This window comes from Bifidobacterium sp., assembly GCF_022647885.1.
GTDB lineage: Bacteria > Actinomycetota > Actinomycetes > Actinomycetales > Bifidobacteriaceae > Bombiscardovia.
This window is the reverse complement of record NZ_JALCLM010000001.1, coordinates 778680-800179: the sequence shown is the minus strand read 5'-3', so window position 1 is coordinate 800179 and position 21500 is coordinate 778680. Positions and strand designations below refer to the sequence as shown.

Sequence of the window (21500 nt, the reverse complement as noted above, 5' to 3'; positions counted from 1 at the left end):
GTCTACCAACACACTGTACCTACCCATTACTTATCTGCTCAATGTTGATCTACACATTGCCTATCTACACATTGCCTATCTACACATTGCCTATCTACACATTGCTCAGATAATCCGTGTGCAATCCTATAACAATGAATCGCCGCTCCCTGTTACAGGACGGCGATTCATGGAGTTTCCATTTTTACAACAAACTACATCAAGAGCACCTATTGAGGTCAACAAGCGCTTTAGAGCAGGTACGAAGTCATCGAGACTCGGATTCCTGCTGTTCTTCGTCAGGAACTGTGTTCACTACGGGCACATCAGGTCCTTCTTGTTGATTACCATCTTCAGACTCCTTAACGGGAGTGTCTGAATCTGTATCAAGTGCGAAAGATCCAAAGGACTTTGTGAAAATGGAGCGGAGCTCGTCAACGCGAGCAGTAATGGTCGCTTCACGCTGTTGCAACTTAGTAATCCTAGCGTTGAGCCCTTCAAGCTCCTCCTGAGCAGCTGTTCGGCGCTCTTCGACTAGAGATTGTGCCTTTTTCTCTGCTGCATGCAGCATATCAGTCGATTCATGCTCAGCCTGAGCGCGCTTCTGTGCAGCATACGCATCTGCCTCTTCACGCGCAGCTTTGGCTTGTCCAAGTAAATCCTCAGTCTCAGCTGCTGTCTGTACTCTGCGTTCTTCAAGATGCTTGAGCAACTCATTGACCTTTGCCGTTGCCTCGTCCTGCTGGGCAGAAATATCCGCACGAATCTGCTGAACCTCAGCAGAAACTTTAGACATGGTATCTGCCCGTGTCACTACAGCTTCGTCAACGATTTGTTGAGCCTTCGTCCTCGCGTCATCAGTAATTTCACTGGCCTTACGCTTGGCATCGGTTAAGGTCTTTGAGACTTGTTCACGCACGTCACCTAAACGCTTATTAGCTTCTGCAAGAGCCTGCTGGATCTGGTCGTTAGCTTCACCCTTGAGCCGAGTAATCTCAGCATCAGCTTGCTGACGCTGCTCAGCAATTTTGCGTGCTGACGCTGCTTGAGCCACAGAAATCTCATGCTCTTGAGAAGCCTTTTGAGCAGACAGACGCTTACTGTGCTCTTCACGCGAATTCTGGAGTTCCAAGTCCAGCGCCTGACGCTGCTCTGCGACTGTTTTAGACGCACTAGCCTTCTGCTGTTCAGCCTGTTGCTGTGCTGCTGTGGTGATAGTTTTCGCCTGATCCTGAGCATTGCTAATGATGGATTTGGCCTTTGCCTGAGTTTCGTCCATCAAGCGACGCGAATCAATCTTGGCATTGTTAACGAGAGTGTCTGCTTCTTCTTGTGCGGAGCGGCGAGTTGTTGAAGCATCTTGCTTGGCTCTGTTCAGCAGCTCGGTGCTGGTCTGCTCAGCTGAAGCCAACAACTGCTGTGCATTTGCACCAAGCGACGCAAAAGAGTCCTTAGATCCTTTGGTTTTACGAGCCTTCTCTTCTTGCAACTCAGCTTCCAATTTGAGTACTCGCTCGTCATACGCACGAATTTGCTCTCTCAGCCGTGCAATATTTTCACGCGTACCTGCAAGTGCGGCATCTACCCGTTCCTTGTCATATCCGCGCAATGCAATCGGAAAATTGTCCGCCATATTTACTCCTGTTCACCATCACTGTGCTTGCGCTAATCGCCCATTAATCAGCGTGCTTGCATGTCTGAACTGTAGCTCAAAAGCTCTAGAAAAAACCTGAATGATTTCTATCCGACACATTCTCAGCGCAACACGCCGTGCACTGTCAGGTCATGATTACACATGGGCTCTGCAACATCTCATACCAGCAAGATATCAGAGGATGTGGGCTGCTTAAAATAACGGACACTTCTTTTGATCACTGCCTGGCCTGCTGCAATTTGTTGTTGCAGTGGCAAACCATATTCATGACTAGCTGATTCGTTCACTAAAGGGAAACTGACAAAGCCTGAAAGCACATGCTGCTGTTGTGAAGTCCAGTTCAAGAGGTTATAGAACAAACTGTTACATACGTACGTTCCTGCATCTGAACTCAGGGTAGCTGGGATGCCGTGAGCACTGAAATCTGTAAGAATTGAACGCAACGGTAGTCTCGTCCAATATGCTGCTGGGCCATCAGCTCTGATGGGAATCAATTCTCCGGTTTTTCCATCTTGCTCAGCGTTTGAAGCATCACGCTGATTAGTAGCGCAACGTTCAAGTGCGATGCCTCGAGCTGCATGTTTCAAACCAGTTGCGATGACAATATCGGGGTGCACACGATTGAGCACTGTTTTCAGTTGTGGCCAAGCTTGCGAGAAACTCACCGGCAGCATCACTGCGGTGATATTGACTTCAACACCATCTAGCGCATCATCATCACCAGAGTGTGGCACCAAACCCTGCTGCTCAATAGCTTTGGGCACCTCATATGAAGGGTTGACCTCAACATCCTCATATCGGTCAAACCCGGAAACCACGACGTTGAACTTCTCCATGCCCCAAGTCTATATCGAATCCCTCAATTCGGCTCGCATCATGACATCTGTGAGGCTTTGCTTGCCTTCAGCATTGAGCACACACGCTTGTGTAGGGATTTATGAAGCAAAGGAATGTATATAGTAATCAGAAAGGTTGAAATTCCGCCAATATCAGAGAACAGTGATACGCAGTACCGACGGAAAACCCTACACAAAACTGTGTTCGCTCTATGCAACCGATCTTAAAGAGGCGTGGAAGCGTCTCCAAAGGCATTGGCCAACATACGATGCACACTTTCCTTGGCTTTTGCGCGTTTACGCGACTCAGCTATGTGCACTGCGCGGGGCACATCACTAGGACGCGTAATTTTGATATTGCTTTCATCGCCAGCAACAATTGCCACGCTCACATCAGGTAAATACTCCACCACTGCACGGGTATCATCACTTGGATGAAAGTCTGGATCTTCTCGGGCCAACTCATAAGCCTCACAAATGGTGTGGAATCTGAAACACTGAGGAGTCTGAGCACAAAAAGTATTTGTACGTTCAGGGACAGCACGTATTGTTTTATGCCCTCCTTGCTGTTCCCCGCTGTCTTCAGTGAGCAACACTGTGTCAGTAGATTGAACTGCAAGAGTAGCCGCATCGAAGCAATCTAATGTTGCAATGCATGCAGTAATGGCATCCGAGCTCACAAATGGTCTCGCGGCATCATGAATCAGGATCTTCGCTTCACTAGGGATTCCAGCATCGGCCAGTGCGCGCAAAGCAGCTGCAGTGCTATCTGAACGTTCTGCACCACCTGAAATCACCATGCGCAGCTTGCCACACTTCGAGAGAGCAGACTCTGCACTCTCTCGAACCGTTGGGTTCACAACAGCCACGATATCTGTTACTTGAGTATGACTGTCAAATGTCTCGAGTGACCAAGCAATCATCGCCTTGCCATCAATTTCCAACAGTTGTTTTGGTGTTTCAGCGTCAAAACGTTTCCCCAAGCCTGCCGCTAGCACCACTGCAACCACCGGCACTGTTGCCGGTGTCTTGATGGATTCATCCTGATGATTCTGCGAAATTGGCTGTTGAGAACCTTCCCTGCCAACTGTATCGGATTCATACGCGTTATTGACTACCACATTGCTCATAGGCATTAGAGTAAAAAACTCAGAACGCCGAGGAAGCCCATCAACACTCATCTGCACTGAACTTGCATGTGTTGAAGCTTCGTTTGTGTAGGGATTTGCATCAATATCATGATACAAAGATGCGAGAAATGGCGAAATTCCGCCCCTTTTGAAACATGCATACTTGCGATTACATACGAAATCCCTACACAAACGAAATCAAGTGCGCATAATCAGCGCCAACATGCGTCCTTCATGCTCTTTGTGGTGCAATGCCGATGCGCGATGTGAAAACCACAAGGGATTTTCGAGTGTGCACAGGCTATGTTTCATTTGAGCAAGGCGTTCGTCCAGTTGTTCCCCACCATCTGCATCACATATCGTTCGCAATTCTTCATCAGCGTTCAGATATTGAGTTGCGGCATCCACACGAGGCTGTGATGAGACAATATTGTTCACACCCGATCGCTGCAGCTCTTGTAGCGCTGCACCAGCGATATCAACGCCTGGGCCGCCAAAGCGCGTAATTGTCCTAGTACCTGGGAAGTGCTTCTCGAAATCTGTGGCAATCTCATCACCAACTTCATAACAGTCTCCGCAAATACAAGGGCCACACGTGGCGACAATCCTCTGACGATCAGCTCCTCGAGCCACCATCAAATCCACAGTTTCTCCGATAATTCCGCGGAGCAAACCCATCCGACCACAATGTGCTGCAGCGATCACACCAGTGGCTGGATCAGCTAGCAACACTGGTAAACAGTCTGCAGCAAACATGCCTATCGCCAGCTGTTGGCTCAAAGAAACCTGACCATCAGCTGCTATCGCAAAGACCTGTACATCTTGCGCCACATTATCTGCGTGTGCTTGCGACTGTGAAGAAGCAGTAGATCCACTAGCGTCAAAGCCATAGGGGGTATTGCGAGTCCAAACTTTATCAATATCAATGGCTGTACCGGAATGCACCTGACTGATAATGGATAACTCGCGCCCGAGCTCTTGGGATAGGGCTGTACGATTCGCTACCACATCTAGCAAATCATCGCCACCTTTGCCGCCAAGATTCAACGAAGCAAAATCACCATGAGAACTACCACCCAAACGGGTGGTATACACCACCGAGACACCAGGAGCTAAGGCAATCGGGATCGTTACAGGAACCGGTGATCCATCGTTGTAATGGCTCGGTACCAAACTTTCGTCGAGTATCTCAGCATTCGTAGAATCATCTGGGGATATAGCCGCGTTGGCTGCGTTGGCAACATTGACTCCACCGTCTACTGCCCGATCAGGAACATCAACCACCCAAGGCTCAATGGTGATACCTTCAGCGAGCATCTCATGACAAGCTTCAACACCCAACTCTTCACTTACCGGAACAGTAAGATTGCTCAGCACACGTACCTGGTAACCAAGTTTATTGGCATCTAATGCTGTTTCTTTAACGCAGTGCGATAAAGCAATACCCACCACATCCACGTCGCTGATCTGCCGCGATTGTAAGGCAGATGCTAAAGTGCGATGTTGCTGCCAAGCTTGTGTAACTTGTTCTCGGGTGGGCACATCAAGATCCTCAGCTAGTTCCACACCTTCAAAACCAGAGTATGCGGCTGCATATTGGCCTTTTTTGAAGTGGTGTTGAATATCTAGAGCCGCGATAGCTGGGTGCAGCTGTGCATGTGAGCTTCCTGCCAAACCGTGAGATGGCCAAGTATCAACAAAATCAGGTGTTGATGAAAAATGGTCACCTGGCTCTATATGCCAATCCTGTGTTGTTGCTATGAAGTCGTAACAACCACCTTTCGCAGTAACATAGTCAGCGATCCGTTGGGCTGTGTCATTGCCTCCTTCAACTGCCAGCTCACCACCTTCACAGAATGTGGGCTGTACATCGACAATTATCAGTGCTCGGGAAAGATTCGAGGTCATCATTCCTCCTGCTTATACCTGTTATCTGCATATCTCTATGAACTGTAAGTATGCCGCCGTATCAGTATGAATTGCGCTACTACTGAGTAACGCAATTGCTAAGAACAGCTCTGCTGTGGATGACTCGCGGAGCGGTCCACTAGCCCAACATTGTCAATTCTTCAGTGCTGAGTTGAAGTTCGCCAGCGTGCAACGAATCAAGTATTGTTGCCGGACGATGTGCTCCTGGAATAACAAATACGTGCCTACCTTTGCTCAATTCCCAAGCGAGCACTACTTGTTGATAACTGACACTACGTTGCTGAGCTACCTGCTTAAATGGGTCGAAGAGCGTCTCATCCTTGGATTTACGAAATCCTCCTAGAGGACTCCAGCAGACAAAGGCAAGACCTTTCTCGGCCGTGTATGACAATGTATCTTCCGTCTGTCGATACACCGGAGAATATTGATTCTGCACAGCTACCAGATCATCGCCCAGAATTTCCAAAGCAATATCTATCTGATCGATACTCGCATTGGAAATACCTACCGAACGAGCGATACCTTCGTCGACGAGTTGCTTCATCGCTCCAATGGAGTCAGCATATGGCACTTTAGGATCAGGACGGTGAAAATATAACAAGTCGATACTAGGCACGCCTAGTGCCTGAGCAGATTGCTTGCCTCGCCGAATAAGATTGGCCGGACTACCATCAACATCCCATGTTGGCCGGCCATCGGTGAAATTCCTAAAATGGCCAACTTTGGTTGCTACAAGAACCTCATCGCTGGGACCACTCCATGATTCCAGTGCTTGACGCACCAACTTCTCACCAGTCTGTTCCTCACCGCCTGACTCGTAATACGCCCACGCGGTATCAATATGGCGGCACCCTGCATCAAGAGCAGCATGAATAGTTTCAACCGCCTGCTCCAAATCCGGTTTGCCCTCTATGGTCAGCGGCATTTCTCCCAAACCTACAGCCGTGGTGCTATGTTGTCCAAGATTTCTGGTGAGCAGCGACATCAGCATTCCTTTCGACATGACGATTACCTGTCAACAATAACGGTGAACCTAGTGCTTGCATACTCCTATGCAGTCGCTCGGCGCAAACCCTGCGCATATGACTAGCTGTGTTGTTGACCTTATATTGTCAAGAGTCTTAACACCGTGCTTGCATCAACTCTGCTTCAGATTTGAGCTATAACGCTTCACAACAGTAGTGGAAAGAACACCCTCAGGATACACGTCAACACTGTTGATCATCTACCGCCGAAGGAGCCACCGCCAGAACCTCCACCACCACCTGCGAAGCCTCCACCTCCGAAGGAACCTCCGGAAGACGAGGACGGCGCAGCCGCTTGGATCGTTGAATGGATGGATGAGAAACTTGAAGTCAACTGACTACCTATATCACCGAAACCTGCACCAATATTAGGGGTTTGTGTAGCTCCTGGAACGCCAGCCGAGGTGTTCATTCTCGCGCCCATTCCATAGCCATATGCAGCACCTGCAAATGCCCACGGTCTATAAGTCCAATACAATAACGATCCCGAAGCATGCTCATCCAACCATTGCGGATCACTGAGTTGTGGATATGCAAGCGCAAGCTGTTTCAACGCCTGATTGCTGATACCAAATGCTGCTGCATAGACCAAATAACGATCCCAGAGTACTAAATCGTTCACTCCTCGGTCTTGGAAAGCGCTGAAATCAAGCAGATAGCGCCGTAATCCATGGACTTGACCAGCGTAGTGCTGTCCTTTTTGGGTTAGGACTGTAAATTTGCCATATGTTAAAGCGAAAATCGAAGTTGTTAGTAGCACGAATCCAACAATCAACCCCACGGCTAGGCCGGAGCCCGAAGAACTGAGTGCAGCAACAACCAGCGCTACAACTGCAAGAATCACACCTAATGTGCCCCATCCCGAGGAACTGCCTCGTATAGCCGTGGCTTTCAACACGGCAAATTCTCTAGCTACAGCACTGGTGAATCGTTCCTGTTCCTTATATCCTGATTCCCATTTTTTGAAGTTTTGCTGCATCTGCTTGAGATCAAACACTGGCGTCTGCAAACGGCTCGCGGCAACTTCTAAAATATGTAGAGCCGCATCCTCTGAAGCGCTCAAATGTAAAGATTCACGATTCTCAGTGCATACAGGGCGAATGACTATTGTCGAAGTTGAGTTGAATGCTTTCTGCGAACGTTGATCTTGATTAGCTAGCATCCCAGAGATATTTACAGGAGAGGTTTGGAGTAAATCAACGCCATAGTATGACGAGACTGGACCAGGATAGATGGAAATTGCCTGCTTTGATGCCAAAGAGAGCACACTTGAAGCCATTTGTCTCGATGACTGATTGGTACTGGCTCCTTCTAGGAAATCGTTGAGTTCTGCTGCCGCAGCTGGACTCATCTCTGGCGGATCACGCCAGTACTCAACATCGCCGCTATATCGTGATTCGCCATATGTTGAAAAAGCAGAACGTATTGCTTTATAACTCACCAATACAGCGAGTATGGCGGCGACGATCCAAGCAGCAATAGCTAATCGTGCTTTCAACCGCGCACTATCACGAGCTTTGCTTTCTTGCTGAGTTTCGTCATCCATAATGCGCTGCTTCGCATTCGTATTACTACTCCGCACCACCTGATCACTCGCTGAGGAATCAAACATAGCCACCACATCAAGGTGTTGTCCAGGATTCACATTGTGTGCGGTAAGTTTTAGAGTTCCGTCATCTGCTCGCGAGGTTTCGGAGACGCCTGAATAGTGCAACCAAGCCCATGAGTTGGTGCTGGTGATTCCTTCAGGGAAGCGAAGAGAGGCAGTCACAGTTTCGATGGGCACCTGGTTACTAGCTCCAAATGGTTCCCACTGGAAATTAGTAACATCTGGGTGCGCTGTGCTCACACCATGGAAAGTCATCGAAATCTCAAACACCACGCTGTCGGCCTGATTGGTCTGAGGAATATTCCAACCAATCTCAACCGGATACTTGCCAGTGCTGCTTGTTGTGTCAGCTTGGTACTCACTGGGATTATCTGCGTCACTCACATTGGCGACATACCAATGACCTGCTTGCTCCTGATCCCAATTCGCAGTACTTTGCACTTGGCTAGGAGGTATGGGACTACCTTGCGTATACGTTTGATCATCGCTGATGTTTCGTACCGATATATCAGAGATTGAGGTCAGATTATCTGGGTTGATGGTGTATTGCTGATACAGCTGACGCCAGGGCTTCGTATCGCCCTCATCATCCTCGCGGTGGGCGAGTCTGATGTTAATACGTTGCTTAATCCGCAGATCGCCATTCTTAAGAACTTGTGTGTCGTAGTGTAAGGAGTTATAGCTCAAGTCCGCGGTACTGACACCGCCGGCACTTATTCCTATCGCTACCAGCGACAACACTGCTGCCACGATTATGGCAATCAGCATACAGCCAATAAACCTGCCAGTTTTCCATGACAAAGCGCGTGTAGATTTCTTCTGCACACTCTGAGTGTCTGAATCTTGCGTTGTTGGCATCCCACAATCCCTCGTTATATCGTTATCCCATCAGGCATTTATTCAACAGCCTGTTTCCCTATCGGATAATTTTGCTAGCAGATAGTGAAGTCTCTCAATTCCCCAACCAAGCTGCTTAACAGCCTTATTATCGACGCTGCTCATCATCTCGATGACAAGATATTTATGAGCAGCGCGGCGACTCACAACTAGACTCCTACGGTTTCTATAGGGTTGAATTACTTCGAGAAATTCACTTGTGGAACCACACGATCCTGCTCAACAGCCTCAAAGAATTGAGCTTCTGTAAAGTGGAAGAGACCTGCAATGATGTTGCTGGGCACGCTTTGAATCTTGGTGTTGAACTTCTGCACAACGTCGTTATAAAACTGACGAGCGTAAGCGATTTTTTGTTCCAACTGATTCAGCTGCTTCTGTAAATCCATGAAGTTCTGATTAGCTTGCAGCTGTGGATAAGCTTCGGCAGTCGCCTGCAGATTAACTAACGCATTGCTCAATTGACCTTCAGCTTCAGCGCGCTGTGCTGGTGTGCCACTTTGCGCGGTCTGTACTGCATGCGCTCGAGCTTCAGTGACTTTCTGGAAAACTTCCGACTCGTGACTTGCATAGCCTTTAACGGTCTGTACAAGGTTAGGTACCAAATCAGCTCGCTGTTTGAGCTGAACATCAATCTGCGACCAGCCATTTGCAACGCGGTTGCGCAAATCTACGAGTGAGTTATAGGCTCCTACGCCCCAAAGCACCAGTAGGACAATCAGAACCACAATGACGATGAGTGTAATGGTTAATCCGTTCATGGCACCATTGTCTCACAGCACATTCAGCTTGGCAGCTTTGCCAGAAATGCGAAAGTGTGCAAGTCCGCACATAACGCGCCAAAAATATCGGCGGTAACGTGCGGAATTGCACACTTTCAGGAACTATCTCCGCGTGAGGTATTCAACCTCACGGTTCAGCTCAGTCCTTGTCGAAAGGATCGAAATCATGACGCACGCGACGGCGAGGACGCTCACTACGCTCTTCGCGATCTGCACGATACTCGTCATAGTGCTCATCTGCTGCATAATGAACATTCTCACGACGACCACGGTAGCCACCGCGATCTGAACCACGACGGTCATCACGATCACGTGAGCCACGACGGTCGTCACGATCGCTGTGCTCGCTGCGATCAGAACGGTCGTTACGATCTCGGCGGTCGTAGCCATCGGAACGATCAAAATCACGATCGTCACGGCGACGACGAGGACGCTCATCGCGGCCACGGTCATCGTAACGGCTTGAACGCTCATTACGGCCCGAGCGGTGTTCGTCACGTCCGCGTCCACCACGGCGATCATCACGACGGTCGTCACGACGATCATCACGGTCACGTAAGCCACGACCTGAAGCATGTGAGCTTTCTTGATCTTCGAAACCTGGAATAGCCAAGGAAATCTTGCCACGGTCGTCTACGCCCTGAACGACTACCTCAACCGCGTCGCCTTCCTTGAGCACATCTTCAACAGCATCCACGCGCTCACCGTTGGTGAGATTGCGAATCTGCGAAATATGCAGCAAACCATCGGTACCTGGAGTCAAGTTGACAAAAGCTCCGAAGCTTGTGGTCTTAACAACCTTGCCGTTATAGTTTTCTCCTGCTGCAGGAACATGCGGATTGGCTATCTGGTCAATGATTTCCTTAGCCTTTGCAGCAGCTTCGCCACCCTCAGAAGAGATGAAGACAGTGCCGTCATCCTCGATGCTGACATCTGCACCGGTATCTTCTTGAATTTGGTTAATCATCTTGCCCTTGGGCCCAATGACCTCGCCAATCTTGTCAACAGGAACATTGGTGGTGATGATGCGTGGAGCTGTTGAATTCATTTCCGCTGGCTCATTAATGCACTCGTCAATAACCTCGAGGATTGTGGTGCGAGCTTCCTTTGCTTGCTGCAGTGCAGCTGCAAGGATATCGGCAGGAATGCCATCAAGCTTGGTGTCAAGCTGCAAAGCAGTGATGAATTCAGAAGTACCTGCAACTTTGAAGTCCATGTCGCCGAAAGCATCTTCAGCACCAAGAATATCGGTAAGAGTCTTGAAAATGTGTTGACCGTCGACGTCACCTGAAACCAGGCCCATGGCAATACCGGCCACAGGAGCCTTCAGCGGCACGCCTGAAGCGAGTAGTGACAAAGTTGAAGCGCAGACAGAACCCATTGATGTGGAACCGTTCGAGCCAATAGCTTCTGAGACCTGACGAATAGCGTATGGGAATTCTTCGCGGCTAGGAAGCACTGGGACTAGAGCGCGCTCAGCAAGAGCTCCGTGACCAATTTCACGACGCTTCGGTGAACCAACGCGACCAGTCTCGCCAGTTGAATATGGAGGCATTTCGTAATTGTGCATATAACGCTTAGAGGTCGGACCGGAAAGCGCGTCAATCTGCTGCTCCATTTTCAGCATATTGAGAGTAGTAATACCCAGAATTTGGGTTTCACCACGCTGGAAGAGTGCAGAACCGTGAACACGAGGAACGATATCTACCTCGGCGGAAAGCGTACGAATATCGCGAAGTCCGCGACCATCGATGCGGTAATCCTGCGTCAGGATGCGACGACGAACAATCTGACGCTGCAGTTCCTTGAAGGCATTGCCGATTTCCTTTTCCTTCTCAGCATCATCCATATCGGTGAACTCTGAAGCAAGGCTTTCCTTGACACTCTTCTTGATTTCGCTGATGCGCTCTTGGCGGGGCAACTTCTCTGCCATGGAAAGGGCCTCATCGAGATCACCGTGAGCAATCTGTTCAATGCGGTTGTACAAGTCTTCGGTGAACTCGGGGAAGAGCTGGAAATCCTTGGTGTCTTTAGCTGCTTTGGACTTCAGTTCATCCTGAGCCTCACAAATAACCTTGATGAACGGCTTAGCAGCCTCAAGGCCCTGAGCAACAACATCTTCATCAGGCTTGATCTGACCTTCGTCATAAATCAAGGTCCAAGCGTTCTTGCCAGCACCAGCTTCAATCATAGCGATGGCGACATCTCCGCCTTCGACTACACGACCAGCTACAACAATTTCGAATACTGCGCGCTCACGCTCGCTCCAACGTGGGAAAGCAACCCACTGGCCATCGATAAGTGCGAGACGGACGCCAGACACAGGACCGCTGAATGGCAAACCAGAAATCAGTGTGGATGCTGATGCGGCATTCAAAGCCACCATGTCGTATGAATCTTCAGGATCCAAAGCGAGAATAGTCTCTACAACCTGAACCTCGTTGCGCAGTGTGTGCGGGAACAGAGGACGAAGCGGGCGGTCAATAATGCGGCACGCCAGAATGGCCTCAGTAGAAGGACGTCCTTCACGACGGAAGAACGACCCTGGAATCTTTCCTGCGGCATACATCTTCTCTTCCACATCGACAGTCAGCGGGAAGAAGTCGTAATTCGCCTTCGGGCTGGACCCTGCTGTAGTGGTAGACAACACCATGGAATCATCATCGAGATACGCGGCAACTGCCCCATCCGCTTGCTGGGCGAGACGACCCGTCTCGAAGCGCAAAGTGCGCGTGCCAAATGAACCATTGTCAATAACGGCCTCAACGGCCTTGATTTCGGGACCCTCCACGGGTTCCTCCTTCTATAACTGTTCAATCATCTGTTCCATCGTTTATGAACCCCATGCTCATAAACTGCTCTTGCAACGAGCGGAATAACTGTCTACCACTCAACGGGCATATTCACCGAATGTGCCCGACATGCTGGACGCGGCATACCTGGCCGCGTAATCCTCGCCGGAGATTCCTCGTGAATCTGTTGTAATTCGTCGTTGGCCGTCATGACCTGTATTCACCTGTCTGAATGCCAGCATGCAAAAGCGCCCGAGCACAAGGCCCGGGCGGAAGAATTCAATTATCGGCGCAAGCCGAGACGCTCAATCAGGGAGCGGTAACGTTCGATGTCAACACGCTTGAGGTAATCAAGCAGACGACGACGATCGCCAACCATGAGCAGCAGACCACGACGTGAATGGTGATCGTGCTTGTGCTCCTTGAGATGCTCAGTGAGATCCGTGATGCGCTTGCTAATCAGTGCAACCTGAACCTCGGGAGAACCCGTGTCGCCTTCATGCGTCGCATACTTGGTGACGATCTCTTGTTTTTCTTCAGTCGTAAGTGCCACGACTCCTCCTTATTATCTGCTGCGCGGTGCCACGACCTTATGCCGAAACGCTCTGTATCCGCGGGCGGAAACACGCCACCCGCCAGTATACACATAACCCCTCACCATATTTCCAGCCAATGTGATTCTTCAGATTTTGGCATGTGTGGGCACAAGTGAGTGTGCACACTGCGGCATTACACGCTACAAACCACAACCTCGGTACAAGGACATGCACACATTGAATACTTATATAGAGAAATGCACGCCGTCACACGACGGTTAATAAGCCGCCAAAGAGAACGATAATCAAGGCAAGGACCTCGATAATGGCGAATAAAGACATAGCTGCCCAACTTCTGGTAAGTACATTGAGTGGTGAATCTTTTTTCACCAAGACCAATATCGCAACAAAGAGCACAGCAAACACCACTACACCTAAACCTGCAGCGATAATACCGAGATTCGCAGCGTTTGCTAGATAGGCTTTACTGCCGAAGACTACATACGTGCTATACCAGAACGACATTTTTAATAGGCACAGGCCTGCAATGAATTGTTCTGCAGCAACGCTGAGTAACAAGACAATTCGCCATGCCCAAGAGCGTGCCTCAATAATGCACATAGCTATGCTCACAATGGCCACAAAAGCCGCTGTCCAAGAAATGAACGCAATACCTCGCGGCTCGAATACATCAAGATAGCTCACCAGACTATGTGTATGGCGCACCGCCAGTGTACGGCCGATGCCATATGGAGCAGTAATGGCAATCAGCAAAGCAGCAATAAAGAACGCCCAACCGAGTGGTTTGGAACGTTTACGCTCAATATCCGCAAGAGAAAGCTTGCGATCGGTCATGTGTTCAGTCGATGAAGAATAATCGTTGTCTACAACGTTGTTGCTCTCATTCGTGCCGTCTTCGATATGCTTTGAGGTAGTACTCAAGCTGGCACCCTCCTGCTGCATCATATCTTCTCACCAACTTGGTCGTTCGTAACCTTACACATGTCACATTCGCAGATAGGTTATCACGAAAGCATGCAGATAGTGCGATAGATTACTAGAGCACAGCTACGGTAAAAGTGTTACCTCACCCTTTCTCACCACAACAACAGCAAAGCTCCCGATCTCACAGGAGTTCGGGAGCCAATTACTCATCGTTAGCCTCGCACATTGGGCTTATATCAGTATGTGAATGGCTGCAAATCAAAAATACCAATCACTAACGTCGCTATAAGCGCCAATATTGAGATGATGATGCCTACGACTGAGAAGATATATGTTGCTCTGTTTCGATCCTCTCCCTTTTCAGGAATCAGCAAACCAACGACAGACATAACCAATCCGACTGTTCCAAAAGGACTGAGATATTTGTTGTATTGCCAAACAACTACAAACAAACCGATAACCGCCAAGATGAAACCAGCTATAGCAAAGCCTTTAGCTGCACTGCTCTTAGCTTTCTCATATTGTCCTGGCATTGCAACTGGCTGAGCCGGTGCCGGCATCTGGGCATACATAGGTCGTGGTGCATACCCATACGTAGGTGCTGCGCCATGGTTGCCATTGCCTGGGTTGATGTTGCCAGGATTGGCACCATTTTGGTTAGTGCCGTTCGGATTAACGCCAGACTGTGGTCCATTGGGGCGGTACCCCGAAGCATTAGCATTGTTGTGATTGGTCCCTGTGACCGTATCCCCCGCATTGTTCTGAGGAACAGGCGTTTGCCCTTCAGTCATCTTGCACCTCTCTTATCTTGACTCGTTCCTGCCGGCACTTCAATCCATCACACAGCGAGTAGCAGGCAGGCTTGGTGTCTTCCATCGTAGCGGAAGGCACTCGTGAATACTGGACAATCTCCGTTCACCACTGAGTAAGTAAAAGCACAGAAGGCACTCAGCTTATCCTCAAGAATGACCGTTAGGGTCTGATAAAACGCAAGGAGGCGTGTACACATGAATACTCGAATAGCCCGCAGCAATGCTCCTCGCGGCAAAGACTCAGTACTGAATTGTTCACCGCCAGGCAGCGCAACAACAATCCGCTCCCTACACCACCATGCTCAACGCAATCACGCGGATTCAACCGAGGAATTAACAGTAGTGTCACCATTGGCATGTCACCACACGCACCACAACAATGATTATGCCAAGAACGATACTGACAACGACAATACGGACTGGGGGAAAGTCTTGAGCGGTTTCAGCTCATAAACATCACCTACATGCAATAGCTACTCTATTTGTGTCGCGGTTATTGAGGGAACAATCGTGCATGCACATACTCCTCTGCATGGTGCTGTCCTCCACAGTGCTGTCCTCCACAGTGCCTGGAGCTATATCATCAGTGAAATTTCAGCGAGTCATGTCATAGTGGTGTCGCTATGACGATTGCCAAATCATCATAAATTCGTCAGTATTGATTTGCAGCGATTCTGCTGTCAAGGAGCACATGTGTCAACACCATTCCTATCATCCGTAGGCAACGGCATATCAACAATCTTCAGTGATATATGGAGTTCTTCAACCACTGCGCTTGAAGGACCTGATTCACGGATGATACTGAGCTCGGTGCTCATCAGTTTGATGCTGGTATTAATAAGGCCAGTGTGGCGTATCGCCAGAAACGCTATCACTATTGCACACGAGGGCGGCCACGCCGTTGCTGCGCTACTCACCGGCAGAAAACTTTCAGGTATCCAACTCCATTCCGATACCTCTGGTGTAACCGTCAGCTATGGAAAAACTCACGGTTTTGGCTACTGGCTCACCTGCTTCGCTGGGTACTTAGCGCCCGCACTGTGGGGATTGGGATGCGCTGCACTAGTCGCGGCAGGCTACGCGACGGGGGCACTATGGTTATTTGTCATTCTGTTGGTCCTCATGCTCACCCGTATCAATAACGGATATGGCGCTGTTAGTGTTGTTGTCTCACTTCTTATAGTTATAGGGGTGTCTTGGTGGGGTTCAGCGAATCTACGCCTCTTTGCGGCCACAATTCTTGCAGCATTCTTGCTACTCGGTTCAATACGTCCCCTGATAGAACTACAGGTGCAACGATCACAAGGACGAGCTCAACAATCAGACGCAGATCAACTAGCACAACTCACACATATCTCTGCATTAGTGTGGATTCTCCTGTGGCTACTGATTGCTATGTTCTCACTCTGGTACTCCGCTCAATGGGTGACTGAGTCAGCAGGCGGAATTCACGCCGTATTCTCCCTGCAAACACTGCAATCAGTGCTGAGTAATTGGCAACGGTAGAGTTTAAGCGTTGCTGTGAAACAGCAGGGTGCAGCATTCTACACAGCGTCTAACACTCATCCTCTAGCACTCCCTGTGAGGGCCATGAGACATTGCCCTCACTGTCACCATTCATAACTCACTATCGAACAATTATTTACTATTGCCTCGGCGAAGAGGAAGTGTCGCACACCGGAATCCACCAGGGAACTTGGTCACCTCAGAGAAATCGAGTGGGACCGGCTCAACATGATGGGCGCGCAAAGCATCTGCCAAACGAGTTGCTCGAGAATCGATGATTATACGGTCAGGAGCAAGAGCAACGGTGTTAACCATCAACGCTCTGGCTTCACTATCGTCAGCCTCAATGAGATCAAAACGTGATGCAATCAGGCTACGTGAATAAGGGGTTAATGATGCCGAATGGATATACCCAAGTTTTGGCCCGACCATCGTGAACTTCGTATCCAAGTGCACTACTCCCCTACCGGAAAATTCAATCGGGACTATCTCCCTATCAACACCGGCATGGGCAAAACATTCTCTGAGCGCGCTGATTCCTTTAAGGTTTGTAGCCTCACTGAGCCCTACAAATACCACGTCATCGGTGACCATAACATCACCGCCCTCGATATGACCGAAGCTAATTTTTTCCACTTGAGAAAATTGCGAAAGGTACGGTTCTAGAGCCCGCTGCTCTTTTTGTCTAATGGGATCGCGGGAACGTGACAGAAAAATGGTGTTATCTACAGCAAAAGCGATGTCTCTTGGATAGAGCTGAATATCAACATCAGGCTGCGAGGAGAGTGTATGAACTTGAACCCCGGCATCTATTAAAGTTTGAACAAGTTGCTCGTGCTGACGTCGAGCAATATGGTGGTCAGGCACGCGTACAGTGTTATTTTCTACATATCGCAAACTTGCAAAATCGGGGTAGCGTATTGAACCCCAGATAAGGTTCCACCAATTAAAGGTCTTATACGGACCGACGATAACCTCGTGAAGTTCGGCTATGTCGTTCGGATTTGAAATCTGAATCATTATGCTTCCTTACTGTCCTTGGCATCGCTGTTGGTATCGTCACAACGCCTATATCACTTTCGTCGTTACCGGTAGTGTCACCATTGATGAAAGTCTCTAGATGGCAAATACATACAGGAGTGACAATGCTATGTTTATATTGGCCACTTGTTCAATATAAACATAGCATTGTTTCACGTCAACTATTGGCGTTTGATTCGGGGCGCATGCTCGCTATGCTTAACTTCCATGAGTAAGATTGTGAACCACAGCGAACGCCGAATCGAAATCGCTGATGCTTGTCTTAGAGTGGTATCAAGAGCAGGACTATCAGGGGCAACCACACGAGAAATTGCCAAGGAAGCGGGAGTATCCCACGGAGTTATCGCCCATTATTTCAACGGGAAAAATGATATCCTCCGTGCAGCCCTACAACGCTCGTACCAACAACTTGCTGCACGCATTGACACTAATCTCAGCGGGCTTTCAGGCACCCAAGCGCTGCGTCGCGCGGTATATGACGCTCTGCCAATTGACCAAGAAGACAAAATCGGCGAACAAATCGAATTAGCATTTTGGGCATATGCATTGGGTAATGCCGAATTAGCAGAAGAGCGGTGGCGTTCATATAGCGAATGGCGTCGAGCTCTCGAACTACTGATTCGAAGCGCACAAGCACAAGAACACATCAGCGAACCTGAGCCTTCATTGGTTGCTGAAACTATTATCTGCACACTCGACGGACTCGGTGCACAAGTAGCGCTGTACCCTGATCGAATAACAGCAGAACGTATGTACGCCATTATGGATGCCACCCTGGCGGGTTTCGGCTTCGTTACGAACGTCAACACATGAAGTAAATTCCCATCTCAGGCGTAGCATATCTTCGAATTTATGATTTATATTGACCATATGGCCAATATAAACTGTGACACAACCTCACTGTCCTCAAGTCCTATGCAGGCAATCTCTGACGCTGTCACCATTGATGAGACATCTTCAAAACCCACTATTGGTCGCGGATATTATCCGGCACTTATCGCAGCTAGTACCAGCATGTGGGCAATTCTCTTAGGGCCCGTGCTGAGCACCATCCCTAACCAGGTCAACACTCTTGCACCTCACAACAAAGTTGCCGCTTTAGCCATGGTGACCGGCATTGCCGGAGTGGTTGGCATCATCACCAATCCACTTATTGGACATCTTAGTGACATCACAAACACTCGTCTGGGCAGACGAATTCCCTGGCTACTGGGAGGATTAGTAGTCATTTTCCCAGTATCGCTCTTGATTGGTCACTCCCGTTCAATCGGCGAATTAGCTTGTTGGTGGGGACTGTTGCAGATTGGCGCAAATATGCTCATGGCGCCTACCTCGGCAACTATTCCTGATGTCGTCCCAGAGCATCGTCGAGGCATGGCATCTGCCTGCTTGGGCATTGCTGCAGCGGCCGCGCCCGTACTCGGAACTGGTATACAAACGCTACTATCATCTCCACATCTGGTGTATTCCTTCTTGGGAAGTCTGACAGTACTAGCAGAGATAATCTTTATATTTACATTAAGACACGATCGCGGGCACGAACCAACAGCTCCCAAAGTACGACGTGGCATACAGTGGCAACAACTCTTGCCTCACAGCACTGACTTCTGGCTAGTGTGTGGACACAGATTCCTATTTGGCCTCGGCCAAAATATGGCATTAGCATATCTGTTCTTTTACCTGCAAGATATCATCCACTATGCAACGGTGCATCCTGGTCAGTCCACAGACGACGGAGTGCTGATACTCACTGCAATATATGCCCCCTGCGTCATGGTCGCCGCACTCATCTCAGGGTCTATAACGGATCACACACAGCGCTTCAAATGGTGCCTCACCATAGCAACACTAACCTTCGCACTTGGAGCAGTCTTAGGTGCCATTACCGGTAGTTGGTCGGGAGTAATTGTGCTGGCTGTACTCACTGGCGTTGGATATGGTGTTTATGCATCAACCAGTATGTCCATGGCAGTTCATTTACTTCCAGATGATAATCGCCGCGCACGAGATCTTAGCCTCATTAATGTCGCCGACCTCAGTTCGATTGCGCTAGGCCCAGTTGTTGCAGCAATTGGAATCGCAGCATCCGGCTACTCGTCAGTATTTATTGCTGCCGGAATATTAGTCCTCATTAGCGGAGCACTTGTCCTACGTACTAGGAGCGCTCATTAGCTTATTAGTGCATTAGCGCATTCGGTTAGGATCTCATAAGGTTTGAATCTCAGCGTCACAGCGGTTAATCCGACAGAGTTTATCGTTGAGAATAATCACATACTATCGTTGGCATTCCAACGTTTCTGAACTCCGTGAGTGGAGCGGGCGACGGGAATCGAACCCGCGTAATCAGTTTGGAAGACTGATTACAATGTCAACTCAGAACTACTCTATCTTAACACGAACTTTTCAAGTGGGGACTAAGTGGGGACTATCGCCAATCATCTCCACTTCCGATCAAGCGCTCGCAGCACACGTATAGGTGCGCCGTATTTGATGGTGCGTATATCGTCCTTGACTTCGCGATGCTGGGCCTCGAGGAGCTTACGTTCTCCCCTGCTGAGATCAGGGTCTGCCAATGCGTCGAGGATGGCGTCTTTGCGTTTCTCGAGGAGTGTGCGGGTGCGCTGGTTGCGTTCCTGGTCGGTGTTGCCATGCTGCTCAGCCTGTACCTTTGGACGGGTGGTCACATCGTCGTAATCATCGAAATCGGGCATATTCCAGATGCTAGTGAATCACGTTCCGTTCTGCTGTCGTCCTAAAACAGTTTGGGCTTCAACGTGGCAATGGGCGAACATACATAGACATACTTGTGTACCCCGTTTGTGCTGTTCGCCAGCTCTAGCATAAACTGCTCTGAAAATATGAACAGGCCAGAACGATAAGAGAGCTATCATATATCTGTTGTTCACTGAGAAGCGATGAAGGGTTTCAGATGGAAGCAACCGATTGTAGATGTTGTAAACATGGTCCAGTGAATTACAGATGGGCCGGTGAAGATATAGAACGACAGGACGGGGAAACACTTTCTCGCGCTATTGCAAGGTGGTTTGCTTCGAAGTGTGCAAATTCAGAACTTGGCTGGGGTAACCTCGACTTCAACCGCTTTGACAAGTACAAGCAGCGTACTGAAGCGTACATAGAAGAAAAAATCAATCGCATCGAGCAGGGGAAACTTACTCCTGGGAGCGAAATAGTAGTATCTGAGAGTGCGCGCAAACTGGGAATTGTAATGTTTGAATTCAAGTGGGAACGCAATGAATTTCAGCTAAAGCAGAATAAAACAGAGCATATTAGACACTATGATGCAGAGCCTGAAGAGCTTGCGGGATATGTATTCGGACTGCATATGCATCTGAAGGATGTCCGAATCGAAGACGATGTTGTTGTGAATCAAAAGCAGGACCATGAAATGGCCGTCGCAATAAAATTCCACCGACAACACGAAAATGATGGCTGGACTGAGTGATATAGTCGAACCACCAGTAATATTACAAATAGTTATATAAAAATAGCGGGAGAAGAGCATGACTAGCGAAGCCGGATACGACTATCGTGAATTGGCATATGATCTCTACAAAGAGGGTAACGACCTCCTCAACAAACTGGTAGAGATTCGCACATCTCGAAACATGACACAAGAGCAGCTGGCTGATGATATGAACGTCTCTCAAGCTTACATATCCAAAATAGAAAATGGGCAGGCGCAGCTTGTGACGCTCCTGACGAACTACGCTTTGGAAGTCGGTGCACGGATACGATATACAGTCGAGCCTGCACAACAGCATCCAAGTGGTTTACGCGCAATTCATGAAAGCTCACAAGATTCCCAATTCCCTTATTGCGTAACGAAGCCGGATGGAAGCATGTCTATGTCTACCGGATTAATACATATAGGTTATGAAATTGACCAGGAAGATGCAGATTCAAAGATTCAACCTATGATTCAGAATGGCTTGATCTCTGATACCAGTTCTGATATGACTGAACTTACATTTAGCCGCAGTGCTGCACTGGAAAGTATTCTTGATTAAGG

General features: G+C 48.9%; 19 protein-coding genes and 1 pseudogene. 6 read left to right on the top strand and 14 right to left on the bottom strand.

Annotation, left to right across the window (positions count from 1 at the left end; genetic code table 11):
- Nucleotides 1-247: 247 nt before the first annotated feature.
- The 12 genes and pseudogenes from LKI20_RS03405 to LKI20_RS03350 all read right to left on the bottom strand — a co-directional run bounded on the left by LKI20_RS03405 (nucleotide 248) and on the right by LKI20_RS03350 (nucleotide 14902).
- Nucleotides 248-1612 (bottom strand): DivIVA domain-containing protein, encoded by a 1365-nt coding sequence (locus LKI20_RS03405; protein ID WP_291769908.1) that lies wholly within the window; start codon nucleotides 1610-1612, stop codon nucleotides 248-250.
- A 179-nt stretch (nucleotides 1613-1791) separates the two neighbouring features.
- On the bottom strand, nucleotides 1792-2469 hold the full coding sequence (locus LKI20_RS03400) for a pyroglutamyl-peptidase I (RefSeq protein WP_291769905.1): 678 nt from the start codon (nucleotides 2467-2469) through the stop codon (nucleotides 1792-1794).
- 224 nt (nucleotides 2470-2693) lie between these two features.
- Nucleotides 2694-3599 (bottom strand): IspD/TarI family cytidylyltransferase, encoded by a 906-nt coding sequence (locus tag LKI20_RS03395; RefSeq protein WP_434734932.1) that lies wholly within the window; start codon nucleotides 3597-3599, stop codon nucleotides 2694-2696.
- Between the two features lie 198 nt (nucleotides 3600-3797).
- Nucleotides 3798-4817, bottom strand: a complete 1020-nt coding sequence (locus LKI20_RS03390; protein WP_434734931.1) for a polyphenol oxidase family protein — start codon at nucleotides 4815-4817, stop codon at nucleotides 3798-3800.
- A gap of 75 nt (nucleotides 4818-4892) precedes the next feature.
- A pseudogene (locus LKI20_RS03385) lies at nucleotides 4893-5507 on the bottom strand (isochorismatase family protein); the annotation flags it as partial.
- Nucleotides 5508-5646: 139 nt separating this feature from the next.
- Nucleotides 5647-6513, bottom strand: a complete 867-nt coding sequence (locus LKI20_RS03380) for an aldo/keto reductase (protein WP_291769900.1) — start codon at nucleotides 6511-6513, stop codon at nucleotides 5647-5649.
- Between the two features lie 236 nt (nucleotides 6514-6749).
- Nucleotides 6750-9020, bottom strand: coding sequence for a DUF2207 domain-containing protein (locus LKI20_RS03375; RefSeq protein WP_291769897.1), 2271 nt, complete (start codon nucleotides 9018-9020; stop codon nucleotides 6750-6752).
- Between the two features lie 218 nt (nucleotides 9021-9238).
- Nucleotides 9239-9817: a LemA family protein gene (locus tag LKI20_RS03370; protein ID WP_291769895.1), complete on the bottom strand. Its 579-nt coding sequence runs from the start codon at nucleotides 9815-9817 to the stop codon at nucleotides 9239-9241.
- A gap of 160 nt (nucleotides 9818-9977) precedes the next feature.
- Nucleotides 9978-12629 carry a polyribonucleotide nucleotidyltransferase gene (locus LKI20_RS03365; RefSeq protein ID WP_291769892.1) on the bottom strand — a complete coding sequence of 884 codons (2652 nt, stop codon included), beginning with the start codon at nucleotides 12627-12629 and terminating at the stop codon, nucleotides 9978-9980.
- 284 nt (nucleotides 12630-12913) lie between these two features.
- A complete protein-coding gene (gene rpsO / locus LKI20_RS03360) occupies nucleotides 12914-13183 on the bottom strand; it encodes a 30S ribosomal protein S15 (protein ID WP_291769889.1) in 270 nt (89 codons plus the stop codon).
- A 250-nt stretch (nucleotides 13184-13433) separates the two neighbouring features.
- Complete coding sequence (locus LKI20_RS03355) at nucleotides 13434-14132, bottom strand: hypothetical protein (RefSeq protein WP_434734902.1); 699 nt, start codon at nucleotides 14130-14132, stop codon at nucleotides 13434-13436.
- A gap of 215 nt (nucleotides 14133-14347) precedes the next feature.
- Entirely contained in the window at nucleotides 14348-14902 is a 555-nt protein-coding gene (locus LKI20_RS03350; RefSeq protein WP_291769883.1) for a hypothetical protein, read from the bottom strand.
- Nucleotides 14903-15118: 216 nt separating this feature from the next.
- Between LKI20_RS03350 and LKI20_RS03345 the strand changes: the two genes are divergently transcribed.
- On the top strand, nucleotides 15119-15376 hold the full coding sequence (locus tag LKI20_RS03345; RefSeq protein ID WP_291769879.1) for a hypothetical protein: 258 nt from the start codon (nucleotides 15119-15121) through the stop codon (nucleotides 15374-15376).
- A gap of 240 nt (nucleotides 15377-15616) precedes the next feature.
- Nucleotides 15617-16429 (top strand): M50 family metallopeptidase, encoded by an 813-nt coding sequence (locus tag LKI20_RS03340; protein ID WP_291769876.1) that lies wholly within the window; start codon nucleotides 15617-15619, stop codon nucleotides 16427-16429.
- A 132-nt stretch (nucleotides 16430-16561) separates the two neighbouring features.
- Here LKI20_RS03340 and LKI20_RS03335 read toward each other — a convergent pair whose 3' ends face one another.
- Nucleotides 16562-17449: a dimethylarginine dimethylaminohydrolase family protein gene (locus LKI20_RS03335; protein ID WP_291769874.1), complete on the bottom strand. Its 888-nt coding sequence runs from the start codon at nucleotides 17447-17449 to the stop codon at nucleotides 16562-16564.
- Nucleotides 17450-17677: 228 nt separating this feature from the next.
- On the opposite strand from LKI20_RS03335, the gene LKI20_RS03330 reads away from it, so the two are divergent.
- Together LKI20_RS03330 and LKI20_RS03325 are read left to right on the top strand one after the other, a co-directional pair.
- The gene (locus LKI20_RS03330) at nucleotides 17678-18283 is read left to right on the top strand and encodes a TetR/AcrR family transcriptional regulator (RefSeq protein WP_291769871.1); all 606 of its coding nucleotides are present in this window, start codon (nucleotides 17678-17680) and stop codon (nucleotides 18281-18283) included.
- 57 nt (nucleotides 18284-18340) lie between these two features.
- Nucleotides 18341-19642: an MFS transporter gene (locus LKI20_RS03325; protein ID WP_291769868.1), complete on the top strand. Its 1302-nt coding sequence runs from the start codon at nucleotides 18341-18343 to the stop codon at nucleotides 19640-19642.
- A gap of 263 nt (nucleotides 19643-19905) precedes the next feature.
- Here LKI20_RS03325 and LKI20_RS03320 read toward each other — a convergent pair whose 3' ends face one another.
- Nucleotides 19906-20181 (bottom strand): hypothetical protein, encoded by a 276-nt coding sequence (locus tag LKI20_RS03320; RefSeq protein WP_291769865.1) that lies wholly within the window; start codon nucleotides 20179-20181, stop codon nucleotides 19906-19908.
- Between the two features lie 218 nt (nucleotides 20182-20399).
- Between LKI20_RS03320 and LKI20_RS03315 the strand changes: the two genes are divergently transcribed.
- Nucleotides 20400-20933: a hypothetical protein gene (locus LKI20_RS03315; protein ID WP_291769863.1), complete on the top strand. Its 534-nt coding sequence runs from the start codon at nucleotides 20400-20402 to the stop codon at nucleotides 20931-20933.
- A 58-nt stretch (nucleotides 20934-20991) separates the two neighbouring features.
- Nucleotides 20992-21498, top strand: coding sequence for a helix-turn-helix transcriptional regulator (locus LKI20_RS03310; RefSeq protein ID WP_291769860.1), 507 nt, complete (start codon nucleotides 20992-20994; stop codon nucleotides 21496-21498).
- Nucleotides 21499-21500: the final 2 nt, after the last annotated feature.